We start from the raw sequence: 11,588 nt of genomic DNA, 5'->3' as shown, positions 1-11,588 counted from the left end.
GACCGCCTCGATCCTAGGACCGATCGCCTGTGCGGGGACCGTGCACGGGCCGAGCGGAAGCCGGGTGCGGTTCGTCACATGGCGATGTGCGCATGATCGCGTCCGTAAGATGGTGGGTCGGGCGTGCTTTCGCCCGATTCCTTCGTGCCCGCGCAACCCGGGAGATCCAACGTGGCGCTGATCGTCCAGAAGTACGGCGGTTCGTCCGTCGCCGACGCGGAGAGCATCAAACGCGTCGCGAAGCGCATCGTCGACGCCCGCCGTGCCGGCCACGACGTCGTCGTGGCCGTCAGTGCGATGGGCGACACGACCGACGAGCTCATCGACCTCGCCGGCCAGGTCGCCCCGATCCCCGCCCCGCGCGAAATGGACATGCTGCTCTCCAGCGGTGAGCGCATCTCGATGGCTCTGCTGGCGATGGCGATCCATTCGATGGGATTCGAGGCGCGGTCCTTCACCGGTAGCCAGGCCGGGATGATCACCACCGCCGATCACGGCTCCGCCCGCATCGTCGACGTCACACCCGTGCGTCTGCGCGAGGCCCTCGACGACGGTGCCATCGTCATCGTCGCCGGCTTCCAAGGGTTCAACCGCGACACCCGCGACATCACCACGCTGGGGCGCGGGGGGTCGGACACCACCGCCGTCGCGCTCGCCGCCGCGCTCGAGGCCGACGTCTGCGAGATCTACAGCGACGTCGACGGCATCTTCACCGCCGATCCGCGCGTGGTCCCCAAGGCCAGGAAGCTGTCGGTGGTCGGTGCCGAGGAGATGCTCGAGCTCGCCGCCAACGGCGCGAAGGTCCTGTACATCCGCGCGGTCGAGTACGCGCGCCGTCACGGCGTGCTCATCCACGCCCGCTCCACGTTCAGCTCGGGCGTGGGCACCTACGTTCTCGGTCCGGGGATGTCGATCCCCGACGGCGAAGAGGGAGAGACCATGGAAGAGCCGATCGTCGCCGGAGTCGCCACCGACCTCGGCCAGGCCAAGATCACCGTCATCGGTGTACCCGATGTGCCCGGGAAGGCGGCGGAGATCTTCAAGATCGTCGCGAAGTCCGGCGCGAACGTCGACATGATCGTGCAGAACGTGTCGGCCGCCTCGACCGGGCGCACCGACATCTCGTTCACCCTTCCCAAATCCGACGCCGCCACGGCCATCAAGGCGCTCGCCGGTGACCAGGACGACATCGGTTTCGCGAGCCTGGTGCACGACGACCAGATCGGCAAGCTCTCGGTCGTGGGCGCCGGGATGCGCACCCACTCGGGTGTCTCGGCGACCCTGTTCGAAGCGCTGAGCACCTCGGGCATCAACATCGAGATGATCTCCACCTCCGAGATCCGCATCTCGGTCGTGCTGCGCGGAGACGATCTCGCCGACGCCGCCCGCGTCGTCCACACCGCCTACGGACTCGACGGTGACATCGAGGCGACCGTCTACGCCGGTACCGGCCGCTAGACTCGGCCCCTCCACCCTTTCCGGCCGCCCGTCGCGGCCGCCGTGCGAGCCGGCAGGTTCGAACCGACCCGAGGAACCGTCATGACCCGTATCTCCGATTCCGGACTCTCCGTCGCCGTCGTCGGCGCCACCGGCCAGGTTGGCACCGTCATGCGTGAGATCCTCGCGGAGCGCTCTTTCCCCATCCGTGAGCTGCGCCTGTTCGCGACCGCCCGTTCTGCGGGGACCGCGGTGGAGTTCGGTGGCCGGAGCGTCGTCATCGAAGACGTCGCCACCGCAGACCCCGCGGGCATCGACATCGCGCTGTTCTCGGCCGGAGCCACGGGCAGCCGCGCCCACGCGCCCCGGTTCGCGGAGGCCGGCGCGACCGTCATCGACAACTCCAGCGCCTGGCGCATGGACCCGGAGGTCCCGCTGGTGGTCAGCGAGGTGAATCCGCACGCGATCGATCAGGCCGTCAAGGGCATCGTCGCGAACCCGAACTGCACGACGATGGCGGCGATGCCGGTCCTGAAGGCCCTGCACGCCGAGGCCGGGCTGGAACGTCTCATCGTCAGCACCTATCAGGCGGTGTCCGGTTCCGGGCTCGCGGGCGCCCAGGAGCTGCTCGGCCAGGTCGAAGGTGTCCTCGCGCAGGGTGACACCCTGCGGCTCGTGCACGACGGTTCGGCGGTGGATTTCCCGCAGCCCGAGAAGTACGTCGCGCCGATCGCGTTCGACGTCATCCCGCTCGCGGGTTCGGTCGTCGACGACGGACTGAACGAGACCGACGAGGAGAAGAAGCTTCGCAACGAGAGCCGCAAGATCCTCGAACTGCCCGACCTCCGTGTCGCCGGGACGTGCGTGCGGGTCCCGGTGTTCACCGGCCACTCGCTGTCGATCAATGTCGAGTTCGCGCGCGAGATCACGCCCGAGCGCGCCCGCGAGGTGCTGGCGGAGGCGCCCGGCGTGCGCCTCGACGAGGTCCCGACACCGCTGCAGGCGGCAGGCCAGGACCCGAGCTTCGTCGGCCGCATCCGCCCCGACCAGTCGGCGCCGGAGGGTCGCGGGCTCGTGTTGTTCATCAGCAACGACAACCTCCGCAAGGGGGCGGCGCTGAACGCCGTGCAGATCGCCGAGGTCGTCGCGGCCAAGCGGGGCGTGTCCGCCTGAGTTCGGCGCATCGCGGCCGCCCGCCTAGAATCGACGGGTGACCGAAACCGCCGACGTCGTGCTGATCGGTGGTGGCATCATGAGTGCCACCCTGGGCACGCTCATTTCCGAACTGCAGCCCGACTGGAAGATCGTCGTCTACGAGCGCCTCGGCGAGGTCGCCGAAGAGAGCTCCAGCGCGTGGAACAACGCCGGCACCGGTCACGCCGCGCTGTGCGAGCTGAACTACATGCCCGAGGCGAAGGACGGCACCGTCGATCCCGCCAAGGCGATCTCGATCAACGAGCAGTTCCAGCAGAGCCGACAGTTCTGGTCGTCGCTGGTCGAGGCCGGAGTGCTCGATGAGCCCTCGACGTTCATCAACTCCACGCCGCACATGACGTTCGTGCGCGGCGAGAAGGACGTCGCGTATCTCAAGAAGCGGTACGAGGCGTTGAAGGACCAACCGCTGTTCGCCGGCATCGAGTACAGCGAGGACTCCCGCGTCATCAATCAGTGGGCGCCGCTGTTGATGGACAAGCGCCGCGCGGGGGAGTCGTTCGCGGCCACCCGGGCTCCCGCCGGAACCGACGTCGACTTCGGCGCCCTCACCCGGCAGATGTTCGCCGCCTTGCGCGAACGCGGCGTCGAGGTGATCACGAACCGTGAGGTGCGCAAGCTGAAGCGCCGCCCGGACGGGTCTTGGCGTGTCCGCTGGCGTGACACCGTCGGTCGGACCCCCGGCGCGACCGACGCGAAGTTCGTGTTCGTCGGCGCCGGCGGCTGGGCGATCAAGCTGCTGCAGTCCTCCGGCATCCCCGAGATCTCCGGATACGGGGTGTTCCCCATCGGCGGGCAGTGGCTGAAGACCTCGAATCCGAAGATCGTCGCCCGCCATCGCGCGAAGGTGTATTCGCAGGCGTCCGTCGGCGCACCGCCGATGTCGGTCCCTCACCTCGACACGCGCGTCGTGGACGGCGAGACATCGCTGCTGTTCGGTCCGTTCGCGACCTTCAGCCCGAAATTCCTGATGAACGGGTCGTGGTTCGACCTGTTCGCACAGGTGCGCCCGGGCAACATCCTCCCCATGCTCAAGGTCGCGGTCGACAACCCCGGGCTGATCAAGTACCTCATCGGTGAGCTGCTGAAGAACCACGCCAAGAAGGTCGACAGTCTGCGCGAGTTCATGCCGACCGCCAAGGACGAGGACTGGGAGCTGCTGAACGCCGGTCAGCGCGCACAGGTGATGAAGAAGGATCCGAAGAAGGTCGGCGTGTTGCAGTTCGGCACCGAGGTGGTGACCGGTGCGGACGGGTCGATCGCGGGCCTGCTGGGCGCCTCGCCGGGGGCGTCCACGGCAGTGTCCATCATGCTGGGTCTGCTGAAGACCTGCTTCCCCGACCGTATCGACGAGTGGGAGCCGCGTCTGCGCGAACTCATCCCGAGCTACGGCGAGACCCTCAATCCGCGTCCCGAAGCGGCCGACGCGGTGCTCGAGGAGACGGCCGAGACCCTCGGCATCGGGCGATGACGCGCCGGTCGACGGAGTCCGCGCGCGTGTACCCCGCCGGGCACGGAAGCTGAGGACGCCCCGTGGCCAAACTGTACTTCCGCTACGGCGCGATGAACTCGGGAAAGTCCACCGCGCTCCTGCAGGCCGCCTACAACTATGAAGAGCGCGGTCAGCGTGTGCTGTTGGCCAAACCCGCCATCGACACGAAGGACGCCGATCGGGTCTCCAGCCGGCTCGGCGTGACGCGACCGGTCGACTTCCTCATCCCGCCGGACGCTGATCTGCGCACGCTCTTCGCCGTGCACCGCGACCGGGTGAAGGAGGACGCCGAGGCGAGCCTGCTTCCCGACGAGCAGCCTCCGCGTCGCGCCGACGTGGCATGCCTGTTGCTCGATGAGGCACAGTTCCTCACGCCCACCCAGATCGACGACCTGTTGCGGATCGTCGTCCTGGACAAGATCCCGGTGCTCGCGTACGGCATCCGCACCGACTTCCGCACCGAGGCGTTCCCGGGTTCGCGGCGGCTCATGGAGCTCGCGCACAGTCTCGAGGAGCTCAAGACGATCTGCCGCTGCGGGCGCAAGGCCCTGTTCAATGCGCGCCTGGTCGGCGGGCGGTTCGTCTTCGACGGCGACCAGGTCGCCATCGACGAACTCACCGCCGACCGTGTGACCTATGAGTCGATGTGTGCGGAGTGCTACCTGCGCGAATCCGGCGGGCGGCTGGACGGCCGCTGATCACGGCGCCCCTGGATAGGCTGGTGCCATGCGAGTTCTCCTTGCCGGCGGTGCCGGCTACATCGGTGCGCACACCGCCGTGTCCCTGCTCGACGCCGGCCATGACGTGGTCCTCCTCGACGATCTGTCGGGGACCAGTGCCGTGGCCGCACAACGGGTCGAGCGCATCACCGGGAAGTCCGCCCCGTTGGTGGTCGGCGACGCGGCGGACGACGAAGTGGTCGAAGGCGTCTTCGCCGACCACGGCCCGATCGACGCGGTCATCCACTTCGCCGCGTTCAAGGCCGTGGGGGAATCGACCCTGAAACCCCTGGAGTACTACGCGAACAACCTCGACACGACATTCGCGCTGCTGCGCGTCGGGCTGGCGCACGGCATCCGCTCGTTCGTGTTCTCGAGCACCGGGACCGTCTACTCCGACCCGGCCGACCTGCCGTTCACAGAGGATTCGACCACGAGCGTCGACCTGTCCAACGCGTACAGCAAGTCCAAGCGCATGAACGAGGTCGTCCTCGCCGATGTGGCACGCGTGAACCCCGACGTGAACGTCACCGTCCTGCGCTACTTCAACCCGGTGGGCGCGCACACCAGCGGCCTCATCGGGGAGGACCCCACCGGCATCCCGAACAACCTCATGCCCTACGTCTCCCGCGTCGCGATCGGGAGCCTCGAGCGGATCGGGGTCTTCGGCGACGACTACGACACCCCGGACGGCACCGGGTTGCGCGACTACATCCACGTCGTCGACCTCGCGGAGGGTCATGTGTCGGCGCTCGAGAAGGCCGCCCCCGGCTACGCGGTCTACAACCTCGGCACCGGGCGCCCGGTGAGTGTGCTCGAGCTGATCGCGTCGTTCGAGAAGGCCGTGGGCCACGCGCTTCCCACGCAGATCCTGGACCGGCGGCCCGGTGACGTCGCCGCGACGTACTGCGACCCGGCGAAGGCCGAGCGCGAATTGGGGTGGAAGGCGCGGTTCGACATCGACGACGCGTCTCGCGACTACTGGCGCTGGCAGTCGCAGAACCCGCAGGGGTACGCCACCGCGACGTAGTTCTCTGCGAGCTCCCGCACACAGACTCCTCGTGGTCTGACCACAGTGTGTACTATGGTCAGACCACACGAGGGGAACGCTGAATGGTCGAAGAGGCCGCATCCGCGCCGTCGCGCGCGTGGCAGATCGTGCTCGAGCGGATCGAGAACGATCTGCTCGACGGTCGCCTCGGTCCCGGCGACCGGCTCCCGGCCGAGCGTGAGCTCGCCGGCACCCTCGGCGTCGGTCGATCCAGTGTCCGTGAGGCGCTGCGCGTGCTCGAGGTCATGGGGCTCATCCGCACCGGGACCGGCTCGGGGCCATCCTCCGGTGCGATCATCGTCGCGGCGCCCAGCGGGGGTATGCAGTCACTCCTGCGATTGCAGGTCGCCGCGCAGGGGTTCCCCCTGGACGATGTCGTGCGTACCCGCCTGGTGCTGGAGGAAGCCGTCGTCGATGCGTTGGCGCAGGATCCGAACCGCGGTATCCGGGAGGCCCGGCGCGTGGTCGAGGCGATGGCCGGCACCGACTTGTCGCCGGGGGAGTTCCTCGCGCTCGATGCGCAGTTGCACCTGAGCCTGGCCGAGGCATCCGGCAACGTCGTGATCACGGCGATGATGGCGGGTCTGCGCTCGTCCATCGAGTCCTACGTGCGCGAGGGCGCCGACAACATCGAGGACTGGGAGGCGACCGCCGATCGTCTGCGTGACGAGCACGCGGCGATCCTCGACGCCATCGATGCCGGTTCTCCCGACCGCGCCCGTGCGCTCGTGCACGCGCACATCTCCGGGTACTACGCCCACGCGGGTCTTTCCCGTTGACCGTCCGTCCACCGAAGAACGAAAAGGAAACAATGGTCCAGCGCCAGCTGCCCCAGCCCGCCGAACTGCTCGAACTCATGCAGTTCAAAAAGCCCGAGCTCAACCCCACCAAGCGTCGCCTCGACGGCGCGCTGACGATCTACGACCTGCAGCGCATCGCGAAGCGGCGCACGCCCAAGGCCGCTTACGACTACACCGACGGTGCCGCCGAGGGGGAGTTGTCCCTCGCACGCGCCCGTCAGGCTTTCGAGGACATCGAGTTCCACCCCGACGTGCTGCGGCCCGCCGAAAAGGTGGACACCTCCATCGAGGTGCTCGGCGGTCCCAGCGCGCTCCCGTTCGGCATCGCGCCCACGGGGTTCACCCGTCTCATGCAGACAGAAGGGGAGATCGCCGGTGCCGGAGCCGCCGGGGCTGCGGGCATCCCGTTCACGCTGTCGACGCTCGGGACCACCTCGATCGAGGACGTGAAGGCGACCAACCCCGGCGGTCGCAACTGGTTCCAGCTGTACGTCATGCGCGATCGCGACATCTCCTACGGTCTCGCCCGGCGCGCGGCTGCGGCCGGGTTCGACACGCTGATGTTCACGGTCGACACGCCGATCGCGGGAGCCCGCCTGCGGGACAAGCGCAACGGATTCTCCATTCCGCCGCAGCTGACGGTCGGGACGATCCTGAACGCGATCCCCCGGCCGTGGTGGTGGATCGACTTCCTCACCACTCCGAAGCTCGAGTTCGCGTCGCTGTCGACCACCGGCGGCACCGTCGGTGAGTTGCTGAACGCCGCGATGGACCCGACCATCAGCTACGAGGACCTCGCGGTCATCCGCGATCTGTGGCCCGGCAAGATCGTCATCAAGGGCGTGCAGAACGTCGCCGACTCGAAGAAGCTCATCGACCTCGGCGTCGACGGCATCGTGCTCTCCAACCACGGTGGTCGACAGCTCGATCGGGCTCCGGTTCCGTTCCACCTGCTTCCGCAGGTCGTGCGCGAGGTGGGCAAGGACGCCACCGTCATGGTCGACACGGGCATCATGAACGGTGCCGACATCGTCGCGTCGATCGCGCTCGGGGCCAAGTTCACGCTGATCGGTCGTGCATACCTGTACGGCCTGATGGCCGGTGGCCGTGCGGGTGTCGACAAGACGATCGAGATCCTGCGCACCGAGATCACCCGGACGATGGCCCTGCTCGGTGTCTCGTCGCTCGACGAGCTCGAACCGCGGCACGTCACGCAGCTGCAGCGGATGACGCCGGTCGCGGCGCCGACCCGCTCGCCGCGACCACGTGCGGCCGCGGCGAAGTCGCCCGCGAAGGCCTGAGGCATTCCGGGTGGGTGTCCGTGCCGTGCGCGTCAGCGGGCGCGGACGCCCTCCGGGAGGTCAGCGTGGGGGAAGGGTGGGGATGAGGCCGTCGAGGAAGTCGGCGGTCTGTTCCCAGCCGTCGACCGCCTGACAGGCGACACCCATCGCCAGAACGGGGTAGTCGTTGCCGTCGGGGTCGAGTCGATCGCCGACGAAGAGCATCTCGTCGAGGGGGATGCCGGTCTGTTCGGAGAGCTGACGCATCCCGTAGGCCTTGTCGATGCCGCGGTGGGTGATGTCCACGGAGGTGGAGCCGCCTGAGCGTACCTCCAGGTCGGGGATGCGGTCGGCGACGGCCTGACGGAGGGCGTTCTTCTTCTCGCCGGTCGGATCCCATGCCTTCTTGGCGTCCAGTGGCGCGCTCTGGCCGAGGGCCGAGAAGGTGATCTGCGAGCCGCGGTCCTCCAGGATCGGCCCCCAGGTCTCGCTCTCCCAGTAGCCGAGTCGTCGGGCTTCCTCCTCGACGGCGGTGAGGGCGCGGGACTTCTCGTCATCGGTCAGGCTGTGGGCGTAGACGGTGTGCACGTCGCCGTCCCGGAGTCGGTAGTACTGGGTGCCGCACGTGGGAAGCAGGTGGATCCGCTCGAGGCTCGTGCGATCCGACTCGGGGAGACGCTCGACGACCTGGCTGCGGAACTGGGTGAGCTGGCCGCCCGAGATGACGGCCACCTCCACGCGCTGGGCGAGGGCGATGAGCAGGTGTCCCATGCGTGCGTCGATGGCGCTCTTGGACGGGGCGAGGGTGTCGTCGAGGTCGAAGGCGACCAGGCGGATGCTGTCGGGCACGATTCTCCACATCTTCGATGTCACCGTACTCGAGGCATGCCCGATCGCACACCCCGACACGAAAGGCTCCACCCGAAGGTGGAGCCTCTCTGCGGTCGGGGTGACAGGATTTGAACCTGCGGCCTCTTCGTCCCGAACGAAGCGCGCTACCAAGCTGCGCCACACCCCGTGGCAACCCTGCGAGTCTACCCTGCTTCGGCCGATGTGCCGAATCGGAACCGGGGTGCAGCAGACCGATGGCCCGGTCAGGCGCGCCGCGAACGCAAGCCCAGTGCGGCGAGTCCGAGGGAGACCAGGGCGATGCCTCCGGCCGCCCACATCTGCGTCGACACGCCGGCCCCGCTGCCGGAGACGCCGGTCGCCGCGAGGTCGTCGACGATCGTCGACTCGCCCTCCTCTCCGCACTCGCCGCGGTGGATCACCACCGTGTCACCGCCCGCTTCGGGCCGGTATTGCAGCTGAGCGACCCACTGGACGGTGCCGGCGATGTCCGACGTGACGGCGGGCGATTCGTACTCCCCGTCGCCGTGGACCGGCACGGCCGCGGTCTCGACGATCCGTTCCGAACAGTCCGGGGTCTGACCGGTGCGGTGCAGGTAGGCGGAGAACACCAGCTCGGCGTCGACCGACTCGTCCAGGCCGGTGACCGTGGCGATGTCCGTGAACGGCTCGCCGGTCGCGGCGCGGGGTGTCGCACGGGTGGCCACCGCCGGTCGGTCCACGACCGTGGTCTCCTCCTCGGTGCCACACGCCCCGCGCGCAAGGGTCCGGGGTTCGCCGTCATCGGGGCTCCAGCGGAGTTCTTCGATCCAGTAGTAGGTGCCAGACGCGGTCGTGGGGACGCCGGGGGAGTCGTATTCGCCCGCGTCGGGCACGGCGACGGGCTCGGTCACAGCGACGAGCGTCTCCTCGGTGCAGGCCTCCGCCGGAGGGAGCCCGTCGGGGGCGAGGTGTACCCGGAAGACCAGGGATGTCGAGCCGCTCGCCGGGACGTTTCCGGAGACCGTCGCGGTGTCGGTGATCACCGCGCCGAAGCCCGCCGAGGGCTGCGCGTGGGTCACCACGGTCGGCGGCTCTGCGACGGCGGTCTCCTCGGGCACGCCGCACCCGCCTACGTGCACGCGCACGCCGTCGGCGTCCTCTGCGCTCTCCTGCCAGTAGTACGTGCCGAACTCCGGTACCGAGGGTGCCGTGAACGTCGCCGCGCCCGGTTCGGAGACACGCGTCTTCTCGGAGGCCCACACGAGGTTCTCCGCCGTGCAGCTGTCTTCGGGCGCGATCCCGTCGACGGCGCGGTAGACCGCGGTGCTCAGGACGAGGCCGTCGCGAGGCACGGGGCCGGCCACGATCACCTCGTCGGACATCGTCCCTCCCACGGTGAGGTCGCTCTCCGCGCGCGAGAAGACCGAGGGCACCATGATCGTCTGGGCACGCACGCCGTACTCCTCTTCCCACGCATAGTCGTCGGGGAGACGGTCGCGCACCGCCGCGCTCTGATCTGCGGCGAAGATGCGCCAGACCGCGGTGTAGAACCCGGGCTCGGTGAGCGCCTCGGTGGCCTCGACGCGATACGGGGAGGTGGGGCCGAGAGCAGGGTCGGTCTCGAGCACCATCGTCGCGACGGGCTCACCGGGGATCGCGTCTCCGGGGGCGGGCTCGACGTCGTCGCGGTACACGTCGGCGACGGCACGGACCACGGCGTAGGCGCCGTCGTCGGCGCGTGGCCATGAGCCGTCGCCGCGGACGGTGACCTCGTCGGCGAACACCCCGTCCGTGACGTACCGTTCGACCACTTGTGTGGTGATCGTGGGCGTGAAGGTGAAGACGCGGGGCTCCATGTCTTCACCTTCCACGGTCGTCTCTGCCGGTCCTGCGGGCCCGGCGGTGTCCTGACCGCCCGGTGTGGTGAAGTACCGGACCGCGGCGCGGGGCGCGGTCGGGAACACACCCGATCCGCGCACGGTGACCTCGGGCGCGCCGGCGGCGGGTGTCACGCGGATCTCATAGCTTTCGCCGGCACGGACATCCGATCGTGACGTGCCGCCGCCCGCGAACTCTGCGCCGGTCAGCTCGATCGTGCCGAGGCCGGTCGCGCTCGCGACCTTCGCGGTGACGGTCCCGTGGCGCGGGTCTTCGTCGTCGGTGGTGAAGACGAGACGTCCTTCAGATCCGCCCTCGGCGACGGGAAGCGCGGTCGCCTCCGCATAGTACGAGGTCGCGAGCTGTTGCACGCGCTCGTTGTGCTCGGGGGCGAGGGCGGAGAACGTCCAGTTGATCGCACCGGCGAGTGTGTCGCCGGGATAGCCGAAGGCATGAAGTGTCTGGTCCCAGTCGGCGATCGCCTTCACCGCCCACCCCACACTCGCCGCCTGCACGGGATCCGATGTCTGACCGTATGCGGTCACGAGATGGTTGATGCCGGTGAGCTGCTTCGGGCTGAGCCCGCCCGCGTCGGAGCGGACCCCGCGATCGGTCGTCTGGCCGGTCGGGGCCGCAAGGCCCGGCCGGATGCAGTACGTGTGCACGTCTCCCACCTTCATCGACCCGTGCCATCCGTACGTCGAGGTCGGTGCCCACGTCCCGAATCCGGCGCCGGCGGATGCGGCCTGAGACGGGGTCGCGACCGACCAGGAGGTGATGACGATGCCCGCGGAGACGACGGCGAGGAGGATCCCGAAGACGACCAGAGCGCGTTTCATACCCTCGATGGTCGGCAGTCCCCGCTTCAGACCGAAGGGTCGATGCGGT

9 protein-coding genes and 1 tRNA gene are annotated in these 11,588 nt (G+C 68.8%); 7 read left to right on the top strand and 3 right to left on the bottom strand.

Annotation, left to right across the window (positions count from 1 at the left end; all coding sequences use genetic code 11):
* Nucleotides 1-171 precede the first annotated feature (171 nt).
* From ABD204_RS00740 to ABD204_RS00710, 7 genes are all read left to right on the top strand, one after another.
* A complete protein-coding gene (locus tag ABD204_RS00740; protein ID WP_194422824.1) occupies nt 172-1,458 on the top strand; it encodes an aspartate kinase in 1,287 nt (428 codons plus the stop codon).
* Nucleotides 1,459-1,539: 81 nt separating this feature from the next.
* Nucleotides 1,540-2,610, top strand: coding sequence for an aspartate-semialdehyde dehydrogenase (locus tag ABD204_RS00735; protein WP_194422823.1), 1,071 nt, complete (start codon nt 1,540-1,542; stop codon nt 2,608-2,610).
* A gap of 37 nt (nt 2,611-2,647) precedes the next feature.
* A complete protein-coding gene (locus ABD204_RS00730) occupies nt 2,648-4,120 on the top strand; it encodes a malate:quinone oxidoreductase (protein ID WP_194422822.1) in 1,473 nt (490 codons plus the stop codon).
* 62 nt (nt 4,121-4,182) lie between these two features.
* Nucleotides 4,183-4,839 (top strand): thymidine kinase, encoded by a 657-nt coding sequence (locus ABD204_RS00725; protein ID WP_194422821.1) that lies wholly within the window; start codon nt 4,183-4,185, stop codon nt 4,837-4,839.
* A 28-nt stretch (nt 4,840-4,867) separates the two neighbouring features.
* Nucleotides 4,868-5,890 (top strand): UDP-glucose 4-epimerase GalE, encoded by a 1,023-nt coding sequence (gene galE / locus ABD204_RS00720; protein WP_194422820.1) that lies wholly within the window; start codon nt 4,868-4,870, stop codon nt 5,888-5,890.
* An 83-nt stretch (nt 5,891-5,973) separates the two neighbouring features.
* Nucleotides 5,974-6,690 (top strand): FadR/GntR family transcriptional regulator, encoded by a 717-nt coding sequence (locus ABD204_RS00715; protein ID WP_194422819.1) that lies wholly within the window; start codon nt 5,974-5,976, stop codon nt 6,688-6,690.
* A gap of 32 nt (nt 6,691-6,722) precedes the next feature.
* Nucleotides 6,723-8,012, top strand: coding sequence for an alpha-hydroxy acid oxidase (locus ABD204_RS00710; RefSeq protein WP_194422818.1), 1,290 nt, complete (start codon nt 6,723-6,725; stop codon nt 8,010-8,012).
* Between the two features lie 60 nt (nt 8,013-8,072).
* On the opposite strand, the gene ABD204_RS00705 is transcribed toward ABD204_RS00710, so the two are convergent.
* From ABD204_RS00705 to ABD204_RS00695, 3 genes are all read right to left on the bottom strand, one after another.
* Entirely contained in the window at nt 8,073-8,840 is a 768-nt protein-coding gene (locus tag ABD204_RS00705; protein WP_194422817.1) for an HAD-IIB family hydrolase, read from the bottom strand.
* Between the two features lie 95 nt (nt 8,841-8,935).
* Nucleotides 8,936-9,009 (bottom strand) — tRNA-Pro (locus tag ABD204_RS00700).
* Between the two features lie 76 nt (nt 9,010-9,085).
* Nucleotides 9,086-11,539 carry a hypothetical protein gene (locus ABD204_RS00695; protein ID WP_194422816.1) on the bottom strand — a complete coding sequence of 818 codons (2,454 nt, stop codon included), beginning with the start codon at nt 11,537-11,539 and terminating at the stop codon, nt 9,086-9,088.
* Between the last annotated feature and the right edge of the window lie 49 nt (nt 11,540-11,588).

The organism is Microbacterium aquimaris, from assembly GCF_039531285.1.
In the GTDB taxonomy this organism is placed as follows: domain Bacteria; phylum Actinomycetota; class Actinomycetes; order Actinomycetales; family Microbacteriaceae; genus Microbacterium; species Microbacterium aquimaris.
Note: the sequence above shows the minus strand (reverse complement) of the source record. Positions and strands in the feature narration are given on the sequence as shown.

Excerpts from the sequence above, each read along its gene's own strand:
- ABD204_RS00710 (WP_194422818.1), top strand. The coding sequence starts at position 6,723 with ATGGTCCAGCGCCAGCTGCCCCAGCCCGCCGAACTGCTCGAACTCATG.
- ABD204_RS00735 (WP_194422823.1), top strand. The coding sequence starts at position 1,540 with ATGACCCGTATCTCCGATTCCGGACTCTCCGTCGCCGTCGTCGGCGCC.
- ABD204_RS00715 (WP_194422819.1), top strand. The coding sequence starts at position 5,974 with ATGGTCGAAGAGGCCGCATCCGCGCCGTCGCGCGCGTGGCAGATCGTG.
- galE (WP_194422820.1), top strand. The coding sequence starts at position 4,868 with ATGCGAGTTCTCCTTGCCGGCGGTGCCGGCTACATCGGTGCGCACACC.
- ABD204_RS00695 (WP_194422816.1), bottom strand. The coding sequence starts at position 11,539 with ATGAAACGCGCTCTGGTCGTCTTCGGGATCCTCCTCGCCGTCGTCTCC.